The organism is Arthrobacter sp. U41, from assembly GCF_001750145.1.
GTDB lineage: Bacteria > Actinomycetota > Actinomycetes > Actinomycetales > Micrococcaceae > Arthrobacter.
Map to the genome: position 1 here is coordinate 3,415,085 of NZ_CP015732.1, position 26,262 is coordinate 3,441,346.

A 26,262-nucleotide genomic window follows, 5' to 3' on the forward strand; every position below is an offset into this window, starting at 1 on the left:
TTGGGGCGGCGGCCCGGGAAACGTGAGGTTGGGCTCAGGCCGGGAGGCCGGCGAGGGAATCCTTGGCTGCGGCGGCCACGGCCTCCGCGGTGATGCCGAACTCCTGGAACAGACGTTTGTAGTCCGCCGAGGCGCCGAAGTGCTCGAGGGAGACGGAACGGCCGGCGTCGCCGACGAATTCCCGCCAGCCCAGGGCAAGCCCGGCTTCGACGGAAACCCGTGCCTTGACGGCAGCCGGGAGCACCGCTTCGCGGTAGGCGGGGTCCTGCTTGTTGAACCACTCCACGCACGGCATGGAAACGACCCGGGTGGGGATGCCTTCGGCCTGGAGGGCCTCGCGGGCCTGCACGGCCAACTGGACCTCGGAGCCGGTGCCGATCAGGATGACCTGTGCCTCGGCGGTCCGGCCACCCCGGGATGCCTCGGCCAGGACGTAGCCGCCCCTGGCGACGCCGGCGGTGGAACCGAAGGTGTCACCTTCGGCGTCGGAGATTCCGCGGGCGTAGGTGGGAATGTTCTGCCGGGTCAGCACGATGCCGGCCGGGTTCTCGTGGTTTTCGAGCATGACCTTCCAGGCCGCCGCGACCTCGTTCGCGTCGCCCGGGCGGACGACGTCCAGGCCCGGGATGGCACGGAGCGAGGCGAGCTGCTCCACTGGCTGGTGGGTCGGTCCGTCTTCGCCGAGGCCGATCGAGTCGTGCGTCCAGACATACAGCGACGGGACGCCCATCAGGGCGCCGAGGCGGATGGCGGGGCGCTGGTAGTCGCTGAAGATCAGGAAGGTGCCCGAGAACGCGCGGGTGCGGCCGTGCAGGGAAATACCGTTCACGATCGACGCTGCGGCGTGCTCACGGATGCCGAAGTGCAGCACCCGGCCGTAGGGGTTGCCCTTCCAGGCGGCGGTGGAGCGCGAGGCCGGGATAAACGACGGCGAGCCCTCGATCGTGGTGTTGTTGGATTCGGCGAGGTCGGCCGAGCCGCCCCACAGTTCCGGCATGACCGGGCCGATCGCGTTCAGGACCTTGCCGGAGGCGGCACGGGTCGAGACGTCCTTGCCGGCTTCGAAGACCGGCAGCGCGGCGTCGAGTTCGGCCGGGAGCTTGCGGGCTTCAATGCGCTCCAGCAGGGCCGCGCCCTCCGGATTGCCGGACTGCCAGGCCTCGAAGGCTTCCTGCCATGCGGTCCGGGCGGCAGCACCGCGGTCCACGACTTCCCGGGCGTGCGCCAGGACGTCGTCGTCGACCTGGAAGGAACGCTCCGGATCGAACCCGAGGACCTTCTTCAGGCCCGCGACTTCCTCGGCGCCGAGGGCGGAGCCGTGGATCTTGCCGGTGTTCTGCTTTTTCGGTGCGGGGTAGCCGATGATGGTGCGCAGCGAGATGATGGAGGGCTTGCCCGTTTCGGCCTTGGCGGCCAGGAGGGCGGCGTGCAGTTCGGCCACGTCCTCCTTGTACTCCCCGGTCCGGGTCCAGTCCACGCGCTGGGTGTGCCAGCCGTAGGCCTCGTAGCGGGCCAGGACATCCTCGGTGAAGGCGATGTCGGTGTCGTCCTCGATCGAGATGTGGTTCTCGTCGTAAATCACCACGAGGTTGCCGAGCTCCTGGTGTCCGGCGAGCGAGGAGGCCTCGGACGTGACGCCTTCCTGGAGGTCGCCGTCGGAGGCGATGACCCAGGTGGTGTGGTCGAACGGGCTGGTAGCGGGAGCGGCGTCGGCGTCGAACAGTCCGCGCATGCGGCGCTGGGAGTAGGCGAAGCCGACGGCGGAGGCCAGGCCCTGGCCCAGCGGGCCGGTGGTGATCTCGACGCCGGCGGTGTGCTTGTACTCAGGGTGGCCCGGGGTCAGCGAACCCCAGGTGCGCAGCGCCTGAAGGTCCTTCAGCTCCAGGCCGTAGCCGGAAAGGAACAGCTGGATGTACAGCGTCAGGGAAGTGTGGCCGGGGGAGAGGACGAACCGGTCCCGTCCCAGCCAGTCCGGATTCTTAGGGTCGTGCCGCATCAGCTTCTGGAAGAGCAGGTAGGCGGCCGGAGCCAGGCTCATCGCGGTGCCGGGGTGGCCGTTACCGACCTTCTCCACAGCGTCGGCGGCGAGCACACGGACGGTGTCCACGGCGCGCTGGTCCAAGCTGGTCCATGACAGTTCTTGCTCTTCCAAATGTGGCACGAAAACCGGGCCCCTCTCTGTGCTGACGGCGGGTGGTATGGTCAGTCCCGTCCGGGGCACAGTTCGGTGCCCGCTGCGGTACGTACCAGCCGTTCACCATCGAAACGTTGATCTATCATTCAGTCGCGTATGCAAATGAACGCCTGCAGTTTGCAGACAGCCACTGCAGACCATCGGACGGCCGTTTTGGCCGTGGCCCGTGCGCGCTGATCTGCAGACAGCTTAGCCCTATTCCGGCTGCCGGGTGCGGTATATCTCACCAAATGGACCGGATTTCCGCTTATGTGAATCACCGGCGTCCGCGGCGGCCGTGAGCCCGCGTTAACCTGTTCGAATTATGCGCTGCCGGGGGCCGCCGTCACCGGGCCGGGCCGCCCGCCCCCAGACGGTATGATGGTGGGTGGCTACCAACGGGGGCGGGGACACGCCTGTGCGCTGCGCGCGGACCCCTCCGATATGCACCCGCGTTGCGGAACCAGCCGGACTGAACAGCCAGACAGAACAGAGTGACTGCCACCGTGAGCACAACAGATACGCCGCTGACCGCCTCCCCCGTTCGCGGAAGGATCGGGTTCGCCCGCAAAGCCAAGGCCTATCTGGCGCTCACGAAACCCCGCGTCATCGAACTGCTGCTGGTCAGCACCCTGCCGACGATGATCTACGCCGAACGCGGCTTCCCGTCGGTGGGTCTGATCCTGGCCACCCTCGTCGGCGGTGCCTTTGCCGCCGGCAGCGCCGGCGCCTTCAACTGCTACTTCGACCGCGACATCGACAAGCTGATGCACCGCACCGAGAACCGCCCCCTGGTCACGGGCGAGGTCACACCGCGCGAGGCGCTGGTGTTCTCCTGGCTCCTCGGCGCGGCGGCGATCGCGATCCTCTGGTTCGGGGCCAACCCGCTGGCGGCCTGGCTGGGGGTCGGCGCGATCGTCTTCTACGTGGTCATCTACACCATGATCCTCAAGCGCCGCACGGCGCAGAACATCGTCTGGGGCGGGGCTGCCGGCTGCTTCCCCGTGCTGATTGCCTGGGCCGCGGTGACCAACACGGTGGAGTGGCCCGCCATCGTGCTGTTTATGGTCATCTTCCTGTGGACCCCGCCGCACTACTGGCCGCTGTCCATGCGCTACGGCGAGGACTACCGCAACGCCAATGTGCCCATGCTCGGTGCGATTGCCGGTGCCAAGGTCGTCTCGGTCCAGGTGGTCCTGTACGCGTGGGCCATGGTGGCCTGCTCGCTGCTGCTGGTTCCGGCCGGCGGCGCCGGCTGGGTCTACACGGCCACCGCCGTGCTCGCCGGCGCGTGGTTCCTCTACGAATCGCATGCGCTGTTCAACCGGGCGCAGGCCGGCGACGTCTCCAACAAGGGCGCCATGAAGGTCTTCCACGGCTCGATCAGCTACCTGACGCTGCTCTTCATCGCCCTCGCCGTCGATCCGTTCGTCGGTTCCCCCATCATGGGCGGCTAAGGCACCCTCGCTCACACAGCCGCCCACCCCCGCACCCCCACGCAACAACAACGCGGGGTCACTTACGGCCCATTCCGGGCGTCCGGATGGGCGGTAAGTGACCCCGCGTTGTTTGTGGCGCGTTGTTTGTGGGGCCCGCCGCGGCTACTTGAATGGGCTGCTGCGGGCCAGGTCGGCGGCGTTGGTGGCCGCGCTCATCAGCAGCGCAGCGCCCAGCATGTGCGCGGCGACCAGGAGCGCCGGGATGCCGTTGTAGTACTGGGTGAAGCCGATAACGGCCTGCAACACCGTGACGCCCAGCAGCATAACGACGGCGGTGCGGAAGGAGCCTGGGATCCGGCCGCTGATGACGAGGTACAGCGCGAACAGCGCCCCGGCGGTCACCAGGTAGGCCGGTACGGCGTGGATGTGCGAGAACAGGTCCCAGTCCAGGTCGTTGCGCGGGGCGTCGGCATCACCCGCGTGCGGGCCGGCGCCGGTGACCACCACGCCCAGGCACACGGCCAGTGCGGAGAACAGCGCGACGGCGGTCATCAGCGGGCGCGCCACGCCCGGCAGGGCGGCCAGTTCGGCCACCCGGAACTGCCCGGTCCGCCCGTGGGCGCGGTTGACCAGCAGGGTCGCCACGACGACCAGGGCCATCGAGACCAGGAAGTGCAGGCCGACCACCCAGGGGTTCAGCTGGGTCAGCACGGTGATGCCGCCGATGACGGCCTGCGCCGGGATGCTGGCGAGCAGGCCCAGGGCCAGCAGGAAAAGGTCGCGGCGTTCCCGGCGGAGATTCCAGAGGTACACCAGCATCGCGACGGCAACGGCGGCCAGCGCGAAGGTCAGCATCCGGTTGCCGAATTCAATGATGCCGTGGATGCCCATTTCCGGGGTGTTTACGAGGGAGGAGTCCGTGCAGCGCGGCCACGTGGGGCAGCCCAGCCCGGAGGAGGTGAGGCGGACAGCTCCGCCGGTGACGATCAGGACGGTCTGGCCGATCAGGGACAGCACCGCCAGCCGCTTCACTGTCTTGTCGACAGTGACGGGCAGCCAGGGGATGTTCCGGGACGCGGTCCGGGGAGGGCGGGAGGCCGTGCTCACAGTGTTCTCAATTCCATTTGAACCAACGGGTTGCTGCAAAGCCGGCGATCGCCGTCCAGAGCAGCAGGACAAGGACGGAGACAAGGTTCACCCTGCCGTCCAGGAATGCTTCCCTCATGGCCTGTCCCAGGGCGCCCGAGGGGAGGAACTGCACGATCGCCTGCAGCACGGCGGGCAGCCGTTCGGCCGGAATGACGATCCCGCCGAGGGCTCCCAGCAGGATCCACAGCAGGTTGGTGATCGCGAGGGTCGCTTCCGGCCGGACAGTGCCCGCGACCAGCAGGCCCAGCGCGGTGAAGGCCGCAGCGCCCAGGACCAGCAGGGCCAGCCCGGGGGCCCAGCCCAGCGGGTCCGGCCGCCAGCCCAGCAACAGGGCGACGGCGCTGACCACCAGCACCTGCAGGGCCAACACCGCGAGCACCGCGAGCACCTTCCCGGCGATCAGTCCGGTGCGGCCCAGGGGGGTGGTGGAGAGGAAGCGCAGGACACCGTAGCGGCGGTCAAACCCCGTGGAGATGCCCTGGCCGGTGAACGCGGTGGACATGGCACACAGCGCCAGGATGCCGGGCACGGCCACGTTGATCCGGCTCGCACCGAACCCGTCCAGCAGGGGCATTACGGTCAGGCCCACCATGGCCAGCAGCGGCAGCACGATCGCCAGGATCAGCTGTTCGCCGTTCCGGAGCATGGTGACGGTCTCATACTTGCCCTGCAGCATGATGCGCCGCAGCAGCGGCGCCGGCGCGCTCCCAAGCGGGCGGGGCCGCGGGGCGCTGCCCGGCGGCGCGCTCCCCAGTGCGGCACTGTGGCGGGTCATCGGATCTCCCTTCCGGAGATGTCGAGGAAGACGTCCTCCAGGCTGCGGGCCTCGAGGCTCAGCGAGCGTGGCATGATTCCCCGGGCGGCCCACCAGGCGGTGACCGCGGCGAGATCCGCTGCGGTGAGCGCGCCGGTGGCGGCGTAGCTGCCGGCCCGCGCTTCGGTGACGTTGACGCCGTCGGGCAGCACCCCGGTGAAATCCAGTCCGGGGTCGGTCTCGAACAGCAGGGTGCGGATGTGCTGCTCCCCGGCGCCGGGCGGCAGGGGGTGCTGCAGGAGCTGCGCGACCGTCCCCTCGGCGACGTTGCGGCCGGCGTCGATGATATAGACGTAATCGGCGAGGCGCTGAGCGTCATCCATGAGGTGTGTGGTCAGGATGATCCCCGTTCCGCGGTTCCGCAGTTCGGAGATGAGCTCGAAGACGAGTTGGCGTGACTGCGGGTCCAGTCCGGCGCTCGGCTCGTCCAGGAAGAGCACCTCGGGGTTGCCCACGAGTGCGGCAGCCAGCGCGAGCCGCTGCTTCTGGCCGCCGGAAAGGCGCCGCACGGAGCTCCGGCTGAAAGCGTCGATGCCGAGGCGTTCGATGAGTTCCCCGACCGGCCACGGGTCCTCGTACATGCCGGCAATATGCTTGAGCAGGGGGATGGGGCGGGCCGACGGCGGCAGCCCGCCGTCCTGCAGCATCACCCCGACGCGGGCGCGCAGGGCGGCCCCCGCGGTGTCCGGGTCCTCGCCCAGCAGGCTGATGCTGCCATGGGTGCGTTTCTGCAGTCCCTGGGCGCATTCGATGGTGGTGGTCTTGCCGGCGCCGTTGGCTCCCAGCAGGGCCGTGACCTGTCCGGGTTCGGCGACGAGGGAAAGGCCGCTGACCACCCGCAGCATTTTGCCGTCGAGGGTGGGCAGTGGCCCAACATCCTTGACTAGCCCGCTGATGGACAGGACGGGGGATTCGGGGGATCGCACCACAGCATTCTACGGGAAGTAGTAGGTCCGCTTCCGGCCGGCGTCCGCCCGCGGCCGGGTGCTGAGCGCGGCGGCCATTTCCGCGGGCTTCCGGAGGATAGCCATGCCTTACTGGTCCAGCGGAGTAAATTACGACATGATTGTGTTGTGTATTCCATGAGACCCGCTACTTCTGTCGCCCGCGCCGGGCGCGGCCGACCGCGCACGGCGCCTTCCGCCGCGTCCGGGACGGTGGGATCCGTCGCCGCGCCGGCAGCAGCAACTGTCGCATCGGTCGACGCTGAAGAGCGCACCCGGGACCGCGTGCTGCACGCAGTTCTGGAACATGGCCCCATCAGCGCCGCGGAACTGGGCGATCTGCTCGGGTTCACGCCTGCCGCAGTCCGCCGCCATCTGGACCACCTCTCGCGCAACGGGGTCATTGAGGTCAAGCGGGCGGCCCGTGCCGGCGCCGGTGCAGGGCGCCCCGCCCGCCGCTATGTCCTCAGCTCGCAGGGGCAGTCCCGGCTCGGAAACGACTATCTGGACATCGCCACCCTGGCGCTGCAGCGCCTCGGTGAAATGGCCGGCCCCGAAGCCGTGCGGCAGTTCGCCGTCGAACGCTTCGGCGAGATGGAACGCCGCTACGCCCCGGAGATCGACGCGGCCGGGCCGGATATCACCGCCCGGGCGCAGGCGCTCTCCGAGGCGCTGAGCCGCGACGGCTTCGTGGCCTCCACGACGTCGATCGAGGCCAGGGCGCCCCTGCCGGCCGCGCTCTCCAGTGTCCAGCTGTGCCAGGGGCACTGCCCGATCCAGCAACTGGCGGCGCAGTTTCCGGTGTTCTGCGACGTCGAGACCGACGTGTTCTCCCGGCTCGTCGGCGTCGACGTCCGCCGCCTCTCCACGCTGGCGCGCGGCGGCCATGTTTGCACCACCCACATACCTACAGGCCGTCCGGCGGCCGGGGGGCTTCACCGCCCCGCAACAACCCCGGGCAGCCTGGACGAAGTATCCAACCATCTGCAAGAAAGGCCGTGATGACGGACCAACTATCAGAGAAGAAGGTTGCTGAATCCACTGTGATTTCGGAGATTCTGGAAAAGAACCCCGAGCTCCACGGAATCGGCACCTATGAGTACGGCTGGTCCGACAAGAACGACGTCGGAGCCAACGCCCGCCGTGGCATCAATGAGGACGTCGTCCGCGACATTTCGGCGAAGAAGAACGAGCCGGAGTGGATGCTGGACCTGCGCCTCAAGGGTCTGAAGTACTTCGACCGCAAGCCCATGCCGACCTGGGGCGCTGACCTCTCCGGCATCGACTTCGACAACATCAAGTATTTCGTGCGCTCCACGGAAAAGCAGGCCAACACCTGGGAAGACCTCCCCGAGGACATCCGGAACACCTACGAGAAGCTGGGCATCCCGGAAGCGGAGCGCAGCCGCCTCGTTTCCGGTGTCGCCGCCCAGTACGAGTCCGAGGTGGTCTACCACCAGATCCGCGAGGACCTGGAACAGCAGGGCGTCATCTTCCTGGACACGGACACCGCACTGCGCGAGCACCCGGAGATCTTCCAGGAGTACTTCGGCACCATCATCCCGGTGGGCGACAACAAATTCGCTTCCCTGAACACCTCCGTCTGGTCCGGCGGCTCCTTCGTGTACGTGCCCAAGGGCGTGCACGTGGACATCCCGCTGCAGGCCTACTTCCGCATCAACACGGAAAACATGGGCCAGTTCGAGCGCACGCTGATCATCGCGGACGAGGACTCCTACGTCCACTACATCGAGGGCTGCACCGCGCCGATCTACACCTCGGACTCGCTGCACTCCGCCGTGGTGGAGATCATCGTGAAGAAGGGCGCCCGCGTCCGCTACACGACCATCCAGAACTGGTCCACCAACGTGTACAACCTGGTCACCAAGCGCGCCATCTGCGAAGAGGGCGCCACGATGGAGTGGATCGATGGCAACATCGGCTCCAAGGTCACCATGAAGTACCCCGCCGTGTACCTCGTTGGTGAGGGCGCCAAGGGCGAGACCCTGTCCATCGCGTTCGCCGGCGAAGGCCAGCACCAGGACACCGGCTCCAAGATGGTCCACATCGCGCCGAATACCAAGAGCTCGATCGTGTCCAAGTCCGTGGCCCGCGGCGGCGGCCGCGCCGCCTACCGCGGCCTGGTCCAGGTCCGCGAAGGCGCCAAGCACTCCGCCAACACGGTCCGCTGCGACGCGCTCCTGGTGGACACCATCAGCCGTTCGGACACCTACCCGTACATCGACATCCGCGAGGATGACGTCACCATGGGGCACGAGGCCACGGTCTCCCGCGTCAGCGAAGAGCAGCTGTTCTACCTGATGTCCCGCGGCATGCGCGAAGACGAGGCCATGGCGATGATCGTCCGCGGCTTTATCGAGCCGATTGCCCGTGAGCTGCCGATGGAATACGCCCTCGAGCTGAACCGACTGATTGAACTGCAGATGGAAGGATCGGTCGGTTAATGACTGACATCACTACTGAAAAGGCCCGCATCGGCGCGCCCTCAGCCCAGCCGTTCATCAACGGCTTCACCGAGGAAGGCGAAAGCCTCTCACCGGTCAACGCGGCTGCGTCCAAGGCCCCGCTGGCCGGCGAGGCCGTCAAGCGGCACTCGCACGGCGGCGGCGTCGGCATCCCGGACAGCTCACGCGCCGGGCGCCTGACGTCCTACAAACTGGCGGACTTCAAGCCGCTGACCGGCATGGAGGAGGACTGGCGGTTCACGCCGCTCAAGCGCCTCCGCGGCCTGCACACCGATGTCCTCAACGGCGCCGCCCCGTCCGTGAGCGTCACCGCTCCGGACAGCGTCACCGTGCAGACCGTCGGCCGTGAGGACCGCCGGATCGGTTCGGCCGCAATCCCCGAGGACCGCGTCTCCGCGAACGCCTGGGAGAACTTCACCGAGGCAACCGTCATCACGGTCCCCGCCGAGGTCCAGGTTGACGGTGAGGTCAGCGTCCTGCTGACCGGCCAGGGCACCGGGGCCTCCGCGCTGCACGTTGTGATCGTCGCGGAAAAGTTCTCCAAGGCCGTTGTTGTCCTGGACCACCAGGGCACCGCCGTCGTGTCGGAAAACATCGAGATCCTCGTTGAGGACGGCGCGCAGCTGACCGTCATCTCGCTCCAGGAATGGAACGACGACGCCGTGCATGCCTCCTCCCAGCAGGCGAAGCTTGGCCGCGACGCCAAGTTCAAGCACATTGTCGTCAGCCTCGGCGGCGACCTCGTCCGCGTCACCCCGTCGGCGCGCTTCACCGCTCCGGGCGCCGAAGTGGAACTGTTCGGCCTGTACTTCGCCGACGCCGGCCAGCACCTCGAGCAGCGCCTGTTCGTCGACCACGCCGTCGCCAACTGCAAGTCCAACGTCCTGTACAAGGGCGCCCTGCAGGGCCGCAACGCGCACACCGTCTGGGTGGGTGACGTTCTGATCCGCAAGGAGGCAGAAGGCACCGACACCTATGAGGCCAACCGCAACCTGGTCCTCACCGACGGGGCCCGCGCGGACTCGGTGCCGAACCTGGAAATCGAGACCGGCCTGATCGCCGGCGCCGGCCATGCCAGCGCCACCGGCCGCTTCGACGACCAGCACCTGTTCTACCTGATGGCCCGCGGCATTCCGGAAGAAGTGGCCCGCCGACTGGTGGTCCGCGGATTCCTGAACGAGATCATCCAGCAGATCAAGGTTCCGGCCATCGAAGAGCGCCTCACGGCCGCTGTCGAGCGCGAACTCGCGGCAACGAACCACTAGTGCGTAGCACTAGAGAACACAGCACCAGAGAACACGGAAACCATCAATGACTGAACAGCCAAAGGGCGAGCTGGTCTGTAACGCCAGCGAGATCCAACCCAAGCAGGCACTGCGGATCCTGATCGACGACTACCCCGTCGCGATCGTGAAGGACTCGATGGGCGAAATCCACGCCATCGGCGACACCTGCTCCCACGCGGACATCTCCCTTTCCGAAGGAGAGGTTGAAGGCTGCAAGATCGAGTGCTGGGGCCACGGTTCCCAGTTCGACCTGCGCAGCGGCCAGCCGTTGCAGCTGCCCGCCTATGACCCTGTTCCCGTCTTTGCGGTGACCGTCCTGGATGACGAGGTCTACGTGGACTTCACCAACGTCCTGAACGGCGCCGAGGCTCCAACCTTCAGCTGACCGCGCGTGCACCACAGCGGCCAGCCCTAGAAAACTTATCGACCAGAAACCGCACCGTGCCGGAGGGCACGGTGCAGAGGAGAACAGGACACATGTCTACTCTTGAGATCAAGGACCTGCACGTCAGCATTGACACCGAGCAGGGCACCAAGGAAATCCTGAAGGGCGTCAGCCTGACCATCAGGACCGGCGAGACCCACGCGATCATGGGCCCGAACGGTTCCGGCAAGTCCACCCTGGCGTCCACCATCGCCGGGCACCCCCGCTACAAGGTCACCTCCGGCACGATCACCTTGGACGGCGAGGACGTCCTCGCCATGACCGTCGACGAGCGCGCCCGCGCCGGCCTGTTCCTCGCCATGCAGTACCCGGTCGAGGTCCCCGGCGTCAGCATGACGAACTTCCTGCGGACCGCCAAGACGGCCATCGACGGCGAAGCACCCAAGCTGCGTACCTGGACCAAGGACGTCAAGGCCGCCATGGCCCAGCTGCGCATCGACGCCGACTTCACCCAGCGCAACGTCAACGAGGGCTTCTCCGGCGGCGAGAAGAAGCGCGTCGAGATCCTCCAGCTGGAGCTCTTCAAGCCCAAGTTCGCCATCCTGGACGAAACCGACTCGGGCCTGGACGTCGACGCACTCAAGGTTGTCTCCGAGGGCGTCAACCGCGCCCACGCCGAAGGCAAAATGGGCACCCTGCTCATCACGCACTACACCCGGATCCTGCGCTACATCAAGCCGGAATTCGTACATGTGTTCGTTGATGGCCAGATCGCCGAAGAGGGCGGCCCGGAGCTCGCCGACCGCCTTGAAGAAGAAGGCTACGACCGCTACGCCACCGGCGCCGGGGCAGCCACCATTGCTGCTGCTACCGCCGCAGCACAGGCCTAGTTAGGACATCACCATGACCGAACTCAATGTGGCCCGCACGAGCCTCGAGGATGTCGAAGAGGCACTCAAGGATGTGATCGACCCCGAACTGGGCGTGAACATCGTTGACCTGGGACTGCTGTACGGACTGAAGTACTCCGACGACGACGGCGCCCTGCTGATCGACATGACGCTCACCACGGCCGCCTGCCCGCTCACCGATGTGATCGAGGAGCAGGTCGGCAAGTCCCTCGACGGGGTAGTCGACGAATGGCGCCTCAATTGGGTGTGGATGCCGCCGTGGGGTCCGGAACGGATCACCGAGGACGGCCGCGACCAGATGCGCGCGCTCGGCTTCAACATCTAGGACCCACCGCTACGACGACGGCGGCCGGTCACCTTCCGTGGAAGGTGACCGGCCGCCGTCGTCGTTCCATCGGTTGCTCCGCAGCGGCCCTTTAGGGGTGCCATAATGGCAGTTACGGAGCAGCGGACGGGGTTATGGGGTTACGGGGTGGCGACGCCGAAGGTGTCGCACTGGTTGATGTCCCCGGTCGTGTAGCCCTGGTAGAACCACTTCTGTCGCTGCTCGCTGGAACCGTGGGTCCAGGACTCGGGCGAAACCCGGCCGGTCGCGGCCTTCTGTATCCGGTCATCGCCCACGGCCGAGGCAGCGGAGAGGGCATCCTGCAGATCCTGCTCCTTCAGCGGGTCCAGGAACGGCAGACCGGTCTTCGGATCCTCCTGGGTGGTGGCGTAACGGACCCAGAGACCGGCGTAGCAGTCAGCCTGGAGTTCCACCCGGACGGCCCCCGATTCCGGGCCCTGGGGATCCTGCTGGGCCCGGTCCAGGTTCCCGAGGACGTTCTGGACATGGTGGCCGAACTCGTGGGCCACCACATACTCCTGGGCCAGCGGTCCACCGGACGATCCGAAGCGGTCCACGAGTTCCTGGAAGAATCCCGGGTCGAAGTACGCGGTGGTGTCCGCGGGGCAGTAGAACGGTCCCACTTCGGACGTCGCGGCGCCGCAGCCGGTGTTCGTGCCGCCCGAGAAGATCACTGTTTCCGGCTGCGGGTATTGCCTGTCGTACTGGGCCAGGTAGGCCGGCCAGAACGCGTTCAGGCTGTTCACCGTGCCGACGATCCGGCAGTCCAGCCGGGCGTCCGCGTCGGCGCCGCTGACGCAGGCCGGGTCCGTGGTCTGGCTCTGCACGCCGGGGTCCTGCGTGGTGCCGCCCAGGCCTTCGAGCAGGCTCGGGTTGATGCCGAGGAGGGCCGCGATCAGCAGGATGATTCCGCCGCCGATCCCGCCGCCGACTTTGACGCCGCGGCCCATGCCGCGCCGGTCCTGGACCTGGGATGGGTCCAGTTGGACATTGTCATTGAAACTCATGCTGTCACAATATCGCTTGCCGGCTTCGGGGCGGCTCCCTGCCGGTAAAGTTGATCTGATGCCTTTTCTCAACAGACTCCAGCGCTGGGCCGGTGACCGCCCCGACGGGACCGCCGTCGTCGTGGCCGGGCAGCGCCTGAGCTGGGAGGAACTGCGGGACGCGGCCGCCGCGCTGGTGCCCGGTTCGCCCGCCGTGACCGTGCTGTCTGAGGGGAATTCGCTGCACTTCGCCGTGGCGTTCGCAGCCGCCGTTGCCGGGGAGCGGCAGTGCGCCGTGCTGGACCCGTCGTGGCCCCAGCAGCTGCAGGACGGGATCCGGGACCGGATCCGGGAGGCAGCCCCGGCCGGCGCCCCGGCCGCCACGGAACTCGCCGACGGACCGCCCGGGACTCCGTTCCTGATCGGCCTGACATCCGGCACCACCTCCGTCCCCAAGGCGTTCACCCGCTCCCGCCGGTCGTGGCGGCAGTCCTTCGACGCGTCCGTCGAGTTCTTTGGCCTCGTGCCGGAAGACAGGACGCTGGCGCCCGGGCCCCTCGCGGCCAGCCTGAACCTCTATGCCCTGGCCGAATGCCTGCACGCCGGTTCGGAGTTCCACACCCTGGCCCGGTTCGATGTCGGCGACGCCCACGCCGCGGTCAGCCATGACGGGATCACCCGGCTGGTCCTCGTGCCCACGATGCTCCGGCTCCTCAGCGAACGGGGACTGAGCGGAGGCGTCGACGCCTCCGGCGTCCGCAGCATCATCTGCGCCGGCTCAAAACTGGACGCCCGGACCCTGGAAGCTGCTCGCCGCTGGGCACCCAACGCGACCATCTTCGAGTACTACGGCGCCTCGGAGCTCAGTTTCGTCTCGGGCGCGGGGCTCCCGCCCGGGCAGCAGCCGGAACCGCACGGAACCGGGATCGGGACGCCGTTTCCCGGCGTGGAGATCCGCATCCTCGACGACGACGGGGTCCAGCTGCCGGACGGCACCGACGGCAACGTCTGCGTCCGCAGCGGAATGGTCAGCGACGGCTACCTCTGGGGCGACGACGGCCAGGCCCTGCAAAGCTTCGGCGGCTGGCACACGGTGGGGGACCAGGGCTACCTCGACGGACCGACCCTGCATATGCTGGGCCGCCGCTCGGACATGATCATCACCGCGGGCACCAACGTCTACCCGCATGAGGTCGAACTTGCCCTGGCCTCCGTTCCCGGTGTGGCCGCTGCCGTAGCGGCCGGCGTCGCCGACGATCTCCGCGGCCAGAAGGTCGTCGCCGGTATTGTGCCCTCCCACGGCGGCGTGACTGCCACCCAGCTGAGGGCGGGCATCGAGGACGTGCTGGCCCGCAACAAGCGGCCACTGGAATATTTTGCCCTCACCGGGCTTCCCCTGACGGACCGCGGCAAGCTCAGCAGGGAACTCCTGCTCGACTGGATCGCCGGCCACGACCCCCGGATCCGGCGCCTTGGCTGAGCGCCGGCCGCGGAGTCTTCCCGATGACCGGCAGCCGGTCATCATCGCCGCCCGCCGGACCCCGATCTGCCGCGCCAACGGCGCGCTCAAGTCCCTGCCCGCGCACGAACTCCTCGCCCCGGTGCTCCGCGGGCTGCTCAGCGGCGCCGGCGTGCCCCCGGCGTCCGTGACCGACGTGGTAATCGGCAACGCCGTCGGAGGCGGCGGTAACGTGGCCCGGCTCGCTGCCCTCGAGGCCGGACTGCCCGTCAGCGTCCCCGGCCTCACCGTGGACCGCCAGTGCGGTTCCGGACTGGACGCGATCGTGCTGGCTTCCAGGCTTGTGGCCGCCGGCGGGAGCGGCCTGTACCTCGCCGGCGGGGTGGAGAGCATCAGTACGGCGCCGCTCCGGGCCCGCCGCGCCGCCGGCGGCGCCCCGGAATTCTTCACCCGGGCGCAGTTCTCACCCCGGGCCCTGGGGGATCCGGACATGGGGGTCGCCGCCGAAAATGTGGCCGCCCGCTTCGGTATCAGCCGGGAGCGGCAGGACGCGCTGGCGCTGCGCAGCCACCGCCGCGCGCTGGCTTCCGCCGCGGCGGGCCTGTTCGACGCCGAGACCGTCCAGCCCGCCGGCGCCCCCGGACCGGGCGGTTTCCGCGCGGACCGTTCCGACGACGGGCCCCGCCGCGGCCTCACCGCGGCCGTGCTGGCGCGCTTCCCGGCGGCGTTTGCCGCCGGCGGCACGGTGACGGCGGGGAACTCCTGCTTTGACGCGGACGGTGCTGCCGCCGTTGTGATCACTTCGGTGGAACGCGCCCGCGAGCTGGGTGCCGGGGACGGCCTCCTGGTGCGGGACACGGACACCGCCGGGGTGGACCCGCAGCTGCTGGGCATCGGGGCGGCAGTGGCGGCGGAACGCCTGCTGGAACGGTGCGGCCTTACTGCCGCCGAGGTGGGGCTGGTGGAGTTTAACGAGGCGTTCGCCTCGCAGACCCTTGCGTGCCTGGACCGGCTGGGCATCCCCGCGGAACGCGCCAACCTCGACGGCGGGGCCCTGGCCCTGGGGCATGCGTATGGGGCGTCCGGCGCCGTGCTCGTCACCCGGCTGCTGGCCCAGGCCCGCCGCACCCCGATCGAGGGGCAACTGGCGCTGGCACTGATCAGCATCGCCGGCGGAATGGGAACCGCCGCGCTCCTGGAGTACCGGAGCCTGTCCTAGCCCCTAGCCCCTAGCCTTCGGCCACCGCCCCCGCCACCGGGGGACATGCCCAGTCCTGGGCACACCCGGTGGACATAGTGGGAAAATGTTCCGTGCTGCGCGTCAGGGGAGGGCATGGCCCGCGGGATCGGCGGGGTCCGTTGGCTGGGCATGCTCCCCGGTCTCGGCCTCACCCAGGCCGCGCGCGGCGAGGGCGTCGCCGGTCTGCCGGGCGAAGGCCACGGTGGTGATGAAGACCGGGAGGATCAGGGCCCTGGGGTTGCGCTCCAGACCGCGGGCCCGCGCGGAGTCCCTGACGTCGCCGTATGCACCTGCGATGAACGGGATGCTGCGGAGCATGATGGCGATCGTGAGCGCGAAGCGCTCCGGATCCGCGCCGAAGCGCCGGAACGGCCCGGCAAGGGACACCACCCCGTCCAGCAGCCGCTGCACCGGGGTGGTGGCGGTGAGGATCGACGCGGCAACAATACAGACCAGCACGTTCAGGACGATCCGGGCCGCGGTGGGGCCGCCGAGCTGCCACCACTGGAACAGCCCGACCATCGCAAGCACCGGCAGCACGGGCCGGACCGCCCGGAAGAGCCGGAGCGGACCCGCGCCGCTGAGCAGGAACAGGGTGCACATCACGGCCAGGGCCGCGGCGGCCACGGCCCAGTCCACGATCAGGAAGGACGCCATCCCGCAGCCCAGGACCAGCAGGAACTTCAGCCAGAGCGGCGCGCGGTGCAGCAGCGAGGTGCCCGGCACATAGTTGGCCAGCAGGAATCCGTGGCCGCTCACGGCCGCTCCGGACCCGGCTGGTGCTGTCGAGGCCGTTCCGGTCCGGCGCCGCAGGGGGAAAGCCCGGCAGCGCAGAGCGCACGGTAGTGTTCGACGGCGGCGGCCGGCCCGCCGTCGAACACCACCGTGCCGGCGTCGACCACGAGGACCCGGTCCATATCCAGCGCGAGCTCGAGGTCGTGGGTGGAGAGGATGACCTGCTGGCTGAGTCCCGCCAGGGTCCGGCGCAGCAGTTCCCTGTTGCGCAGATCCAGCAGGGTGGACGGCTCGTCCAGGACCAGCACCTCCGGGTGCACGGCGAGGACCGCGGCGAGGGCCAGGAGCTGGCGTTCACCGCCGGACAGCTCGTAGATGCTTTGGTCGGCCAGCGGCAGCAGCCCGAAACGGTCCAGCGTTGCCTCCGCCTGCCGGCTGCGTTCGCCGGAGTTCCGGACCGACCGCCGGAGGGACAGTTCCACGTCCTCCCGCCCGGTCGGCATCACCAGCTGGGAGAGCGGATCCGTGAAGACGAAGCCGACCCGCCGTCGGACCTCCCGGACCGACCGCACGGTGTCCCATTTGCCCACCGTGACCGTGCCGCTGCTTGGCGCCACGAGTCCGTTAAGCAGCCGCAGCAGGGTGGACTTGCCGGAACCGTTCGCGCCGATGACGCCGATCCGCTGCTCCGTGAGCCGCAGGGTCAGCTCCTCGAGCAGGGTTTTGGGTGCGGGGCGGCCGTCGACCGCCACCCGCACCGCAGCCCGGTCCAGCTCGATGGTGCTCACGGCCGGTGATCCACCTTGGCGCCGGCAGTGCGCGGGGCGGCCGCCGGGGTGACAGCACCTCCGGTGCGGGTCCGGCGGATCAGCAGATCCGGAAATGCCTTGTGCAGCGCCAGCGCGATCGTCACGGCGAGTGCGTTCTTGATCACATCTCCGGGGTAAAAGACGAGGTCTGCGAGGAACGCCTTGGAGAAGTCCAGCTTCGCGTTAACCATCATTCCGAGGATGCCGAGGCCGTGAACGAAGATGATGCTGCTCACCATCGCGGCGGTGAACAACAGAACCGCGCGGAGCCTGCCGGGACGGCCCGCCGTGCGGCGGAACACCATGACGGCCAGCCACCCCGCGGCCGTTGCCGCAAACACGAAGCCGATGATGTAGCCGGCCGAGGGGCCGGCCAGGACCCCGAGTCCGCTGCGTCCGCCGCTGAAGATCGGCAGCCCGGCGAGTCCGAGCAGAACGTAGAGCCCGACGGCGGCGAACGCCCTGCCGGGGCCCAGGGCAAGGCCGGTGAGCATCACGGCGAGCGTCTGCACGGTGATGGGGACACCCATACCGGCGACCGGAATAGCCGCAATCAGGGCGGAGGCGGCCACGAGCGCGGCGAAGACGGCGATCAGTCCCAGGTCGGTGGCGTTCCAGCCGTTCCGGTGCCGGGTGGTGGTGCCAGCAGCGGTGCTGTCGGTCTGCGTCATGGGAGTTCCTATCGGGTGGGAATCGGTTCTTGCAACTGATTTTGACTTTACGAGCATGCCGGGACGGGTTTTTTGTAGGTCCTCCACTAACCAGGGGGCCGGCAGCTGGAGGGCCGCACCAAAGGCTCCAACGTGGCTTCCGGCAGCGTCCGGCCGGCACCGCCGTCGACCGTCCTGGCCGGGCGGGGGAGGGCTCTTGTCATCGGACCGGGGCTGGGCCGGTAGACTTGAAGAGGCCGTGCTCTCGGCCGCCCTGCCCCGGCCCCCTCCAGCTTCCACCGTTGTGCCGCGGCATTCCCTGTTGTGAAAGGCCTTAGCTGCATTGATTACCGTCCAGGATCTCGAACTGCGCGCCGGCGCCCGCCTCCTTATGGACCAGGTGAGCTTCCGGATCGACAAGGGAGACAAGATCGGCCTTGTGGGCCGTAACGGTGCAGGCAAGACCACGCTCACCCGGGTGCTCGCGGGCGAAGGCCAGCCCGCCGGCGGCAAAGTCACCCGCAGCGGCGAGATCGGCTACCTGCCGCAGGATCCGCGGACCCCGGACATGGAACAGCTGGCCCGCGACCGCATCCTGTCCGCCCGCGGCCTGGACATCGCCGTCGGCAAACTCCGGCAGACACACGAGGACATGGCCAGCGAGGACGCCGAGGTCCAGCGCAAGGCGATGAACCGCTATGACCGGCTGGAATCCGAGTTCCTGGCCGCCGGCGGCTACGCGGCCGAGGCCGAGGCCGCCGCGATCTGCTCCAACCTGGCCCTCCCGGACCGGCTGCTGAACCAGCCGCTCAAGACGCTCTCCGGCGGCCAGCGCCGCCGTGTCGAGCTCGCCCGGATCCTGTACTCCGACGCCGAGACGATGCTCCTCGATGAGCCCACAAACCACCTCGACGCGGATTCCATCACTTGGCTGCGGGAGTTCCTGAAGAACCACCAGGGCGGCCTGATCGTGATCAGCCACGACACCGAGCTGCTTGAGGCCACCGTCAACAAGGTGTTCCTGCTGGATCCCAACCGCGCCAAGGTCGACTTCTACAACATGGACTGGAAGCGCTACCTGCAGCAGCGCGAAACGGACGAGCGGGCCCGCAAGCGGGAGCGCGCCAACGCGGAGAAGAAGGCCCAGGTCCTCTTTGACCAGGCCAACAAGATGCGCGCCAAGGCCACCAAGGCCGTCGCCGCGCAGAACATGGCCAAGCGGGCCGAGCGCCTGCTGGGCGGCCTCGAAGCCGTGCGCGCAACCGACCGCGTGGCAGCATTGCGTTTCCCGGATCCGTCACCCTGCGGCAAGACCCCGCTCACGGCGGATGGCCTCAGCAAGTCCTTTGGCTCACTGGAGATCTTCACCGACGTGGACCTGGCCATCGACCGCGGCTCCAAGGTGGTCATCCTGGGCCTCAACGGCGCCGGTAAAACCACCCTCCTGCGCATGCTGGCCGGCGTCGACAAACCGGACACCGGCGAAGTCGTGGCGGGCCATGGCCTGAAGGTGGGCTACTACGCCCAGGAGCACGAGACGCTCGACGTGGACCGCACCGTGCTGCAGAACATGCGCTCCTCCGCCCCGGACATGAATGACGCGGAAGTCCGCAACATCCTGGGTTCGTTCCTGTTTTCCGGCGACGACGTCGACAAGCCTGCCGGCGTGCTGTCAGGCGGCGAGAAGACCCGGCTGGCCCTGGCGACCATCGTGGCCTCCAGCGCGAACGTGCTGCTCCTCGACGAGCCCACAAACAACCTCGACCCGGCCAGCCGCGCCGAAATCCTCGGGGCCCTGAGCAACTACACGGGCGCCGTAGTGCTCGTGAGCCACGATGAAGGGGCCGTTGCGGCCCTGAACCCCGAGCGCGTCGTGCTGCTGCCCGACGGCATCGAGGACCACTGGAACGAAGATTACCTGGACCTGATTACGCTCGCGTAAGCGGCTCCGGGAGCCTTAGCCTTGTCCCACCGATCCGTCTGGGCTGATGAGCTGAATCCGGTTTCGGCTCGTTGTGCGGGCAGCGGGCATGCTGGGGTGCCGGGCCTCGCTGCCCTTGGGTGTTCCACTGGTGGTTTCCGGTTGCGCCGTGTGGCTGGGTTGACGGTGGTTCAGGCGGGTTGCTGTGGCGGGTAGAGGTGGTCGAATAGGGCCTGCCATGGTGTTTGCCAGGGCCAGGATTCGGGCAGATGAAGACGGATGCGCCGGGCGCTGGTGGCGATCCTGGCCGGGACGTGGATGAGTTTGCGGCGGATCGTTCCGGTCCGGGCCTTCCCGAAATGCCCTGCGGCGAGGAGCCCGGCGGCGCGGGTGAGGTTGTAGGCCATGACCGCGGCGACCAGCCAGGCCGAGTTCGCCGCGAAAACACCCGAGGGCATGTGGGCCAGGGCGCTGTCTTTCAGATCGGCATTGACCTGCTCAATAATGGCGTGTTTCCGGTGGGTTTTGTCCGCCCCGACGGTGTCCAGGACCGTTGCGTCCACGGTGGTGAAGAACGCGTGGTGCCGGTGGGTCTGGAAGAGGGTTTCCTGTCCGTTGGCGGTTTTCGGGTTCAGTTCCGGGATGCGGCGCACGACGAGGCGGCCGGTGATCTGCTCGTCCTTTTTGCGGGAGCTGAACGCGGTGAACACGGTTTCGGCGACCTCGGCCTTCGAGACCCAGATGTTGGTGGTCTCATCGAAGACCGCGTCGGTGTATTCGATGGTTTTCCACGCCGCTTCAGGGATCCCGGTGATGGCGCGTTTGACGGCCGGGTCCATACGCACCGTCACGGAGACTTCCGCCCCGCCGGCCAGGGCCGCGGAAACCGCGGCATGGCCGTAGTAGGCCGAATCGAACCGGCAGAGCACCCGCCTGCCGGTCTGGACACGCCTGAGCGTGGACAGGGCGTCGGTGATCAGGCGTTTGGCTCCGCGGGCCGAGTTCGCCGCCCCTTTGCGCAGCCGCTGGGCCAGGATGACCGGGGCATTGTCCTTCGCGGAGACCGTGGCCAGCAGGGCGTTCAGGCCGCGGACCCCGGAATACCCGTAGCCGGAGCCCTGCTTGGCATAGCCGTGGACCTCGATGATCGTGTCGTCAACATCGACGAAGACGAAGTCCGCCGCCCCTGGGCTCCCGAGCAGCGGCGCCAGAGTCCCCAGGTTGGCCAGGAAACGGGAGGCGACAGCATCCAACTGCCGCACGTGCCCAAACGTGAAGGACCGCAGGAACGAGCCCAGGGTCGAGGGTGCATAACCGGCGGTGAAGAGCCGCTTCATCCCGCCGTGGCGCAGCAGGGCCATGTCATCGATGCTGTCCGCGCCGGCGACCATCCCGGCCACCAGCGCGGCGACTTTCAGCCCGGCGTTGGCGCCCTTGTCCGTCGGCACCGACAGCCACTCATCGGCCAGTTCCTGCAGCCCGGCGTCCCGGGCCAAGGTCATCACCGGCAGCAACCCGGCCACCGACACGAGATTCGGCTCGTCAAAGGAAACTGACACGGAGGCGCGCTTATGGGAAACTTGCATCTACGAGATGCCCTCTTTTCGGTGGTTAATGTGCTCTAGACAAGCTCCATTTTCCTTGAAAAGACGGGCATTCTCGGTTTAAACCGCCGTCGGCGCCCCGACCATCATCGGTGGATCAAGGCTTAGCCTTGTCCCACCGATCCGCGGTTTGTCCTGACTGGTTGTCGGGGGTGCCGCGGTTTTGGTTGCGGGCATGGGCGCGGATCAGCTAGCCGGCACCGGCACTGCGCCTGGTGCGCCCCGTCGTCCACAGCCGGACTGAGTGCACCAGGCATAGGGCCACCGTTCCGGACAGGATGATGCAGACCATGGCCGATGCCCCGTGCAGCCACGCGGCATCCAGCGTCGTGCCGAACGCCGAGAGGCCTAGGTGTATTACCCACTGAGGTTAGTGACGCGGCTTGCTGGTGGCTGACCCTTGAGTGAGGTGTGGCCTCGATGATGATTGTAGTCATGGAGCCAGGCCGGGAAAGCGGCAACGCGCTCGGCCTCTGAGGTGTAGGGGCGGGCGTAGGCCCATTCCTCGAGCATGGTGCGGTTGAAGCGCTCGACTTTGCCGTTGGTCTGGGGGCGGTAGGGCCGGGTTCGTTTGTGCGTGATGTCCGGGCCCAGGGCGTCTTTGAAGGCGTGGGAGCGGTAGCAGGAGCCGTTGTCTGTCAGGACGCGCTTCACGGTGATGCCGGCGGCGTTGAAGGCCTCGTTGGCGCGTTCCCAGAAGCCGGCGGCGGTCTCTTTCTTCTCGTCTTCGAGGATCTCGGTGTAGGCGAAGCGGGAGTGGTCATCCACGGCGTTGTGCAGGTAGGCGTAGCCGGGGCGCCGGTTCGCTTCGGTTCCGGTCTTGTTCCTCTTGCCCGCTGCCCTGTCCATGACGCGGTGCCCGCCGCCGTCGGGGATGCGTCCGAGTTTCTTGATGTCGACGTGGATCATGTCGCCGGGCTTCTCGTGCTCGTAGCGGCGGATCACCCGGCCCGTGGCACGGTCCAGCCAGGACAGTTTCGCCAGCCCGAACCGGGACAGGACCTTGTGCACGGTGGATGGGTGGATGCCCAGCAGATACCCGATCCGGGCCGGCCCCCACCGCCGGTTCACGCGCAGGGCGATGATCCGCCGCTCCCGCCGCTGCGGGGTCCGCGAGGGACACCTCAGTGGGCGGCTGGAGCGGTCCTCCATCCCGTCCTCGCCGTGTTCACGGTAACGGCCGGCCCAGCGTGCCGCTGTCGGCACGGACACCTGGAACCGCTCCGCAGCCCGACGCAACGGCCACCCGTCATCGACGACGCACTTGGCCAGCTGCAGCCGTCCCCGGGGAGCGAGAAAAGCATTAGGGTGGGACATGAAGACCTCCGTTTGTGGAACTGGACTCTAGACAAGCCCACTCCACCCGGAGGTCTTCTTTTTGTCACCTAACCACGCCGCCTGTCACCAACGTCCGTGGTTAATACACCTAGGCTCATGGTGCCGATGGGGAAGGTAAAGCTCCACCAGCCCAGGCCGAAGGCCATTCCCCGCCGCAGCGCCCGGACGGTAATCCACAGCGCCACCCCGGCAGCGGCCGTTCCCAGTGACAGGGCCAGGGTGCTGTAGGCGACGGTTAGCATCAGCATAGTTCCCTGAGCGGCTGAGGAGAGGGCGAGCTCGGCCGGCGCCAGGAAGAAGTTGGCGGCCGCCGTGGACTGCCCCGCGATTCCCACGGGGACCCAAAACGACGGCGAAGCCGGTAGTGGCACCGGGCCACCGCGGACTAGATGGCCGTAGGCGAGGACTAGCATAACGACACTCAGGGACAGTGTCAGCATGAACAGGCATCCGCTGGCCAGCAGCAGTGTGTACGCCCCCTCTGGTGGTAACGCGTCCGCCAGGACGGCCCCGCCGGCGGCCGCCACCATGGGTGGGACCACGGGAAGGACCCATACAGGCGCGGCACCCCTCGCTCAGCGGACCCGGCGGCGAGCAGCCTTACCGGGAACGCCACGGCGGACACTACCCCGATCAGTGTGCCGGCCGACCATAGCACCCAAGCCAGCACCCTCGCCGTCACGGGCAGATGAGCCTCCGCCACGGTCAGGGTCGCCCCGCCTGTGGCGAGCAGGCCCATGGCCACGGCCCCGTAGAACGGCAGGATGCCCAAGTCCTCGATGCTCGCCCGGAACCGGGCGGGGTGCCGCACGGCATGGCTGGCAAACGCTGCTGCCACGGCGGCGAGCACGCACCACGTGAGGGCGAGCAGACCGAGGGCCGCCGCGTGTAGCCCGGGGTTGAAGAGGGCGAGCCGCTCCGTGCACGTAGCAAGGATGCCGGTTCCCATCACTGCGGCAAACCACTGCGGCCCCACGTGATTGGCGGGCAGCCACGGCCAGCGGCGCCAGGGCAAACCGATGGGGCGCCCGGTGGCGCGGTCGTCCACAGGATCGGATGTTGTCAGCTTCAGGGAACCCACCTCTTCGCCCCTCATTATGGAGCAAAAGTTTCGTCGAGACGGTAGCCAGCAGCGCGTTCAGCCCCCGGACTCCGGAGTAGCCGCAGCCGGAGCACTGCTTTGCTCAGCCATGGACCTCGATGATCTTGTCATCGGCACCCACGAACACGAAGTCCACCGCTCCGGGGCTTCCGAGCAGCGGCGCCCCAATTTTCCCTGAAAAGACGGGCATTTCGTGTATAAAACGCCGAACAGGATCTCACTCCCACCGGTGAATCAACGCTTCGTCAGCGGACGGGCATCTCTTTGGCGGCTGTGATCCTGAGTAGCTGTTCGTAGGTGATGGAGAACATCGAGTGATGGTCTCCCGCGCCTGCCCAGAGCACGGGGTGGGCCGCAAGGGACTCGTCCAGCAGCGTTTTGATTTTCTCCGGATGCCCGACCGGGGCCACACCGCCGACTTCCTGGCCGGTGTGTTCCAGGACGAACTCGGGGGAGGCCCGGCGGATCCTGCCGGCGTCCAGCTGCGCGGCGACCTTGCCGACATCGACCCTGGCGGCGCCGCTGGCCAGAATCAGCAGCGGCGCGCCCTCGAGGTCGAACACAAGGCTGTTCGTGACCGCGGCGACGTCGCAACCCAGCGCGGCGGCCGCCGCAGCCGCCGTCGGGACTTTCGAATCGAAGACCGTCACGGTGTCCTCGGCGCCAAGGGCCGATAACGCCTGCTTCACGCGGACCACGGGCTCCGGTAGCAACCCCGCCACTGCTCAGAACCCCTGGGCGTCGAGGATGGCGTCTTCCTCTTGCTCCGCCGTCGCGTTCTTCCGCTTGCGGGAGGCCGTTCGACGGCGGACCACCGGGCCGCTGGAGTGCATCGGGGTGCCGTCCCCGCCTGCATCCCGGGCTTCAGCGTCCTCCGCGTCAATGGCAGCGTTTCGTGCCTGCTGACGGGCCGCGTACCCGAAGCCGATGAACATCAGCACGCCGAAGGCGAACCACTGCAGCGAGTAGGACAGGTGAGTGCCCTCCTGTGTGGACGGTTTGGGGAAGGGGAAGGGCATGTCCGCCGCTGACGGGCTCTCTGACGCCAATTGCCCGTACGCGCCGGTCAGCAGGGGGTAGCCCAGCTGCTGAGAATAGGCAGTGAGGTCGATCGAGGCCAGCTGGCCGTCCGGGGCGCCGCGCTGGAGTTCGGGCTCGGCCGGTTTGAGCCGGGCGACGACAGTTACCGGGCCCTGAGGGGGAGCGGGCACCGAGTCGGGGCGGCCGGGGTTGTTGTTGCCGATGGGCAGCCATCCGCGGTCGATCACGACTGTCTCGCCGGTTTCCACCCGGAAGGGCACCACGACCTCGTAGCCGGGCTGGCCGTTGAGCGGCCGGTTGCGAACGATATGCTGCCCGGCGACGTCGTAACTGCCCTTGAGTTCCACCTGGGTCCACTCGCGGTCAGCCGCCAGCGAGCTGAACTGGTCCTTGATGTCAGAAAAAGGGACGGGCGTGGCGGAGTAGTTGGACGTGACGCGGTTGATCTCGGCGAGCGTCTCGGCGCGGCGGTCCATCTGCCAGCGGCCCAGACCGACGCACGCGGCCGCAAAGATGGCGGCCAGCAGCAGGTACCCCAGCCACTTACTGGAGAAAAGAAAACGGTACATTCAGCTTGCCCTGCCTGCCGGGTCCAACGCCACGGTGGCCTTCCAGAGCCCGCGGGTCTGCAAGTAGTCCTCGAGCCAGGCCCGGTGTTCTCCACAGGCCAGCCAGATCTTGCGCCGTTCCGGGGCGTGGATCTTTGGGTTGTTCCAGAGCAGCTGCCATTCGGCCCCGCCCCGGCACGCCTTGCGGGAGCAGACGGCTTCCGCCGGTCCGGCTGCCCCGGCGTTCCCGGTCAAATCAAATAGGTTCATGATGCTGCCCGTCCGTGGTCGCCGTCGTCACCGGTGTGCCCGCCGGGCACGCCGCGCCCCTCCTTCGGGACGTCCTCATCATCGACGATTTCGCCCTGCAGCAACGTCAACGACGGGTCGTCCGGGACCAGGTCACCCGGATCACGCGGCCCGGCCGGCCCGGATGAAGCTGCGGCGGGCGCATCCAGCTGGGCCAACGGTGCGTAATCCAGCAACGAGTCGGAGTGGACCTCCGCCTTGTCGTCGCCGTTGGCGATGATCACGGCAAACCAGGGGAGGAACACGGCTCCGATGACCGGGAGAATCTTCAGCCAGCCGTCCACCACAAAAATCAGGATCAGGCACACCATGCGGATCCCCATCGCCACGGCGTACTTGATCATCCGCTGGCGCATCTCTTCAGAGTGTGCCGCGGAGGCGTCCGTAATGCTGTGAACCTCGGAATCACCGGATGGTACTGCCGGGTTCCCGGGCACAGGTACACCGGGTCTGTTTTTGAGTGTCAAGGCTGTCAGATCACGCTCCCAAGGCTTAAAGCAATTCTCTCACCAACGGCAGAGCCGCCCAAACGCGGCGGCACCGGGCGCTAAGATCGGAGGCAGGAAAATCCCGTCCCCAGCGCGGCG

At 67.9% G+C, this 26,262-nt stretch carries 25 protein-coding genes and 2 pseudogenes; 10 read left to right on the plus strand and 17 right to left on the minus strand.

Annotated features, from left to right (window positions below):
- Positions 1-34: 34 nt before the first annotated feature.
- The gene (tkt, locus tag ASPU41_RS15540; protein WP_069951667.1) at positions 35-2,152 is read right to left on the minus strand and encodes a transketolase; all 2,118 of its coding nucleotides are present in this window, start codon (positions 2,150-2,152) and stop codon (positions 35-37) included.
- Between the two features lie 515 nt (positions 2,153-2,667).
- Between tkt and ASPU41_RS15545 the strand changes: the two genes are divergently transcribed.
- Complete coding sequence (locus ASPU41_RS15545) at positions 2,668-3,630, plus strand: heme o synthase (RefSeq protein ID WP_069951668.1); 963 nt, start codon at positions 2,668-2,670, stop codon at positions 3,628-3,630.
- 144 nt (positions 3,631-3,774) lie between these two features.
- Here ASPU41_RS15545 and ASPU41_RS15550 read toward each other — a convergent pair whose 3' ends face one another.
- The 3 genes from ASPU41_RS15550 to ASPU41_RS15560 form a co-directional block, all read right to left on the minus strand.
- Entirely contained in the window at positions 3,775-4,719 is a 945-nt protein-coding gene (locus ASPU41_RS15550; protein ID WP_069951669.1) for a COX15/CtaA family protein, read from the minus strand.
- A 7-nt stretch (positions 4,720-4,726) separates the two neighbouring features.
- Complete coding sequence (locus ASPU41_RS15555) at positions 4,727-5,437, minus strand: ABC transporter permease (protein WP_069952749.1); 711 nt, start codon at positions 5,435-5,437, stop codon at positions 4,727-4,729.
- A 95-nt stretch (positions 5,438-5,532) separates the two neighbouring features.
- Positions 5,533-6,501 carry an ABC transporter ATP-binding protein gene (locus ASPU41_RS15560; RefSeq protein ID WP_069952748.1) on the minus strand — a complete coding sequence of 323 codons (969 nt, stop codon included), beginning with the start codon at positions 6,499-6,501 and terminating at the stop codon, positions 5,533-5,535.
- 156 nt (positions 6,502-6,657) lie between these two features.
- On the opposite strand from ASPU41_RS15560, the gene ASPU41_RS15565 reads away from it, so the two are divergent.
- From ASPU41_RS15565 to ASPU41_RS15590, 6 genes are all read left to right on the plus strand, one after another.
- Positions 6,658-7,521 carry a helix-turn-helix transcriptional regulator gene (locus ASPU41_RS15565; protein WP_069952750.1) on the plus strand — a complete coding sequence of 288 codons (864 nt, stop codon included), beginning with the start codon at positions 6,658-6,660 and terminating at the stop codon, positions 7,519-7,521.
- Complete coding sequence (gene sufB / locus ASPU41_RS15570; protein ID WP_024365474.1) at positions 7,521-8,984, plus strand: Fe-S cluster assembly protein SufB; 1,464 nt, start codon at positions 7,521-7,523, stop codon at positions 8,982-8,984. Before ASPU41_RS15565 ends, sufB begins: the two co-directional genes overlap by 1 nt.
- The gene (gene sufD, locus ASPU41_RS15575) at positions 8,984-10,270 is read left to right on the plus strand and encodes a Fe-S cluster assembly protein SufD (RefSeq protein WP_069951670.1); all 1,287 of its coding nucleotides are present in this window, start codon (positions 8,984-8,986) and stop codon (positions 10,268-10,270) included. Before sufB ends, sufD begins: the two co-directional genes overlap by 1 nt.
- A gap of 46 nt (positions 10,271-10,316) precedes the next feature.
- Positions 10,317-10,676, plus strand: a complete 360-nt coding sequence (locus ASPU41_RS15580; protein ID WP_069951671.1) for a non-heme iron oxygenase ferredoxin subunit — start codon at positions 10,317-10,319, stop codon at positions 10,674-10,676.
- A gap of 92 nt (positions 10,677-10,768) precedes the next feature.
- Positions 10,769-11,566: a Fe-S cluster assembly ATPase SufC gene (gene sufC / locus ASPU41_RS15585; protein ID WP_069951672.1), complete on the plus strand. Its 798-nt coding sequence runs from the start codon at positions 10,769-10,771 to the stop codon at positions 11,564-11,566.
- Positions 11,567-11,579: 13 nt separating this feature from the next.
- Complete coding sequence (locus ASPU41_RS15590) at positions 11,580-11,912, plus strand: metal-sulfur cluster assembly factor (RefSeq protein WP_069951673.1); 333 nt, start codon at positions 11,580-11,582, stop codon at positions 11,910-11,912.
- Between the two features lie 140 nt (positions 11,913-12,052).
- On the opposite strand, the gene ypfJ is transcribed toward ASPU41_RS15590, so the two are convergent.
- Entirely contained in the window at positions 12,053-12,940 is an 888-nt protein-coding gene (gene ypfJ / locus ASPU41_RS15595) for a KPN_02809 family neutral zinc metallopeptidase (RefSeq protein ID WP_069951674.1), read from the minus strand.
- 58 nt (positions 12,941-12,998) lie between these two features.
- Between ypfJ and ASPU41_RS15600 the strand changes: the two genes are divergently transcribed.
- The gene (locus tag ASPU41_RS15600) at positions 12,999-14,399 is read left to right on the plus strand and encodes an AMP-binding protein (RefSeq protein ID WP_069951675.1); all 1,401 of its coding nucleotides are present in this window, start codon (positions 12,999-13,001) and stop codon (positions 14,397-14,399) included.
- Positions 14,392-15,597: a thiolase family protein gene (locus ASPU41_RS15605; protein WP_069951676.1), complete on the plus strand. Its 1,206-nt coding sequence runs from the start codon at positions 14,392-14,394 to the stop codon at positions 15,595-15,597. Before ASPU41_RS15600 ends, ASPU41_RS15605 begins: the two co-directional genes overlap by 8 nt.
- Positions 15,598-15,699: 102 nt before the next feature.
- On the opposite strand, the gene ASPU41_RS15610 is transcribed toward ASPU41_RS15605, so the two are convergent.
- The 3 genes and pseudogenes from ASPU41_RS15610 to ASPU41_RS15620 form a co-directional block, all read right to left on the minus strand.
- Complete coding sequence (locus ASPU41_RS15610; RefSeq protein WP_069951677.1) at positions 15,700-16,377, minus strand: energy-coupling factor transporter transmembrane component T family protein; 678 nt, start codon at positions 16,375-16,377, stop codon at positions 15,700-15,702.
- A pseudogene (locus ASPU41_RS15615) lies at positions 16,374-17,039 on the minus strand (energy-coupling factor ABC transporter ATP-binding protein); the annotation flags it as partial. The pseudogene ASPU41_RS15615 and the gene ASPU41_RS15610, both read right to left, overlap by 4 nt.
- A 98-nt stretch (positions 17,040-17,137) precedes the next feature.
- Positions 17,138-17,833 carry a biotin transporter BioY gene (locus ASPU41_RS15620; protein ID WP_069951679.1) on the minus strand — a complete coding sequence of 232 codons (696 nt, stop codon included), beginning with the start codon at positions 17,831-17,833 and terminating at the stop codon, positions 17,138-17,140.
- 322 nt (positions 17,834-18,155) lie between these two features.
- On the opposite strand from ASPU41_RS15620, the gene ASPU41_RS15625 reads away from it, so the two are divergent.
- Positions 18,156-19,754 (plus strand): ABC-F family ATP-binding cassette domain-containing protein, encoded by a 1,599-nt coding sequence (locus tag ASPU41_RS15625; protein WP_069951680.1) that lies wholly within the window; start codon positions 18,156-18,158, stop codon positions 19,752-19,754.
- Between the two features lie 170 nt (positions 19,755-19,924).
- On the opposite strand, the gene ASPU41_RS15630 is transcribed toward ASPU41_RS15625, so the two are convergent.
- The 9 genes and pseudogenes from ASPU41_RS15630 to ASPU41_RS15665 form a co-directional block, all read right to left on the minus strand.
- Positions 19,925-21,319 carry an IS1380 family transposase gene (locus ASPU41_RS15630; RefSeq protein WP_083266552.1) on the minus strand — a complete coding sequence of 465 codons (1,395 nt, stop codon included), beginning with the start codon at positions 21,317-21,319 and terminating at the stop codon, positions 19,925-19,927.
- Positions 21,320-21,694: 375 nt separating this feature from the next.
- The gene (locus ASPU41_RS15635) at positions 21,695-22,654 is read right to left on the minus strand and encodes an IS481 family transposase (RefSeq protein ID WP_069949745.1); all 960 of its coding nucleotides are present in this window, start codon (positions 22,652-22,654) and stop codon (positions 21,695-21,697) included.
- A 68-nt stretch (positions 22,655-22,722) separates the two neighbouring features.
- A complete protein-coding gene (locus ASPU41_RS23755) occupies positions 22,723-23,205 on the minus strand; it encodes a hypothetical protein (protein ID WP_083266553.1) in 483 nt (160 codons plus the stop codon).
- The gene (locus ASPU41_RS23760) at positions 23,109-23,771 is read right to left on the minus strand and encodes a hypothetical protein (protein ID WP_069951682.1); all 663 of its coding nucleotides are present in this window, start codon (positions 23,769-23,771) and stop codon (positions 23,109-23,111) included. Before ASPU41_RS23760 ends, ASPU41_RS23755 begins: the two co-directional genes overlap by 97 nt.
- Positions 23,710-23,907: pseudogene (locus ASPU41_RS24085) on the minus strand (hypothetical protein); the annotation flags it as partial. The gene ASPU41_RS23760 and the pseudogene ASPU41_RS24085, both read right to left, overlap by 62 nt.
- Before the next feature lie 115 nt (positions 23,908-24,022).
- Entirely contained in the window at positions 24,023-24,475 is a 453-nt protein-coding gene (locus ASPU41_RS15650) for a YbaK/EbsC family protein (protein WP_157357136.1), read from the minus strand.
- A gap of 27 nt (positions 24,476-24,502) precedes the next feature.
- Positions 24,503-25,387 (minus strand): SURF1 family cytochrome oxidase biogenesis protein, encoded by an 885-nt coding sequence (locus tag ASPU41_RS15655; protein WP_069951684.1) that lies wholly within the window; start codon positions 25,385-25,387, stop codon positions 24,503-24,505.
- Positions 25,388-25,636, minus strand: a complete 249-nt coding sequence (locus tag ASPU41_RS15660) for a hypothetical protein (RefSeq protein ID WP_069951685.1) — start codon at positions 25,634-25,636, stop codon at positions 25,388-25,390.
- Positions 25,633-26,142: a DUF3099 domain-containing protein gene (locus ASPU41_RS15665; RefSeq protein WP_069951686.1), complete on the minus strand. Its 510-nt coding sequence runs from the start codon at positions 26,140-26,142 to the stop codon at positions 25,633-25,635. Before ASPU41_RS15665 ends, ASPU41_RS15660 begins: the two co-directional genes overlap by 4 nt.
- Positions 26,143-26,262: the final 120 nt, after the last annotated feature.

Coding starts and splice junctions, on each gene's coding strand:
- sufC (WP_069951672.1), top strand. CDS start 10,769: ATGTCTACTCTTGAGATCAAGGACCTGCACGTCAGCATTGACACCGAG.
- ASPU41_RS15655 (WP_069951684.1), bottom strand. CDS start 25,387: ATGTACCGTTTTCTTTTCTCCAGTAAGTGGCTGGGGTACCTGCTGCTG.
- ASPU41_RS15630 (WP_083266552.1), bottom strand. CDS start 21,319: ATGCAAGTTTCCCATAAGCGCGCCTCCGTGTCAGTTTCCTTTGACGAG.
- sufD (WP_069951670.1), top strand. CDS start 8,984: ATGACTGACATCACTACTGAAAAGGCCCGCATCGGCGCGCCCTCAGCC.
- sufB (WP_024365474.1), top strand. CDS start 7,521: ATGACGGACCAACTATCAGAGAAGAAGGTTGCTGAATCCACTGTGATT.
- ASPU41_RS15620 (WP_069951679.1), bottom strand. CDS start 17,833: ATGACGCAGACCGACAGCACCGCTGCTGGCACCACCACCCGGCACCGG.
- ASPU41_RS15565 (WP_069952750.1), top strand. CDS start 6,658: ATGAGACCCGCTACTTCTGTCGCCCGCGCCGGGCGCGGCCGACCGCGC.
- ASPU41_RS15635 (WP_069949745.1), bottom strand. CDS start 22,654: ATGTCCCACCCTAATGCTTTTCTCGCTCCCCGGGGACGGCTGCAGCTG.
- ASPU41_RS15590 (WP_069951673.1), top strand. CDS start 11,580: ATGACCGAACTCAATGTGGCCCGCACGAGCCTCGAGGATGTCGAAGAG.
- ASPU41_RS15580 (WP_069951671.1), top strand. CDS start 10,317: ATGACTGAACAGCCAAAGGGCGAGCTGGTCTGTAACGCCAGCGAGATC.
- ASPU41_RS15600 (WP_069951675.1), top strand. CDS start 12,999: ATGCCTTTTCTCAACAGACTCCAGCGCTGGGCCGGTGACCGCCCCGAC.
- ASPU41_RS23760 (WP_069951682.1), bottom strand. CDS start 23,771: ATGAGGGGCGAAGAGGTGGGTTCCCTGAAGCTGACAACATCCGATCCT.
- ASPU41_RS15660 (WP_069951685.1), bottom strand. CDS start 25,636: ATGAACCTATTTGATTTGACCGGGAACGCCGGGGCAGCCGGACCGGCG.
- ASPU41_RS23755 (WP_083266553.1), bottom strand. CDS start 23,205: ATGGTGGCGGCCGCCGGCGGGGCCGTCCTGGCGGACGCGTTACCACCA.
- ASPU41_RS15555 (WP_069952749.1), bottom strand. CDS start 5,437: ATGCTGCAGGGCAAGTATGAGACCGTCACCATGCTCCGGAACGGCGAA.
- ypfJ (WP_069951674.1), bottom strand. CDS start 12,940: ATGAGTTTCAATGACAATGTCCAACTGGACCCATCCCAGGTCCAGGAC.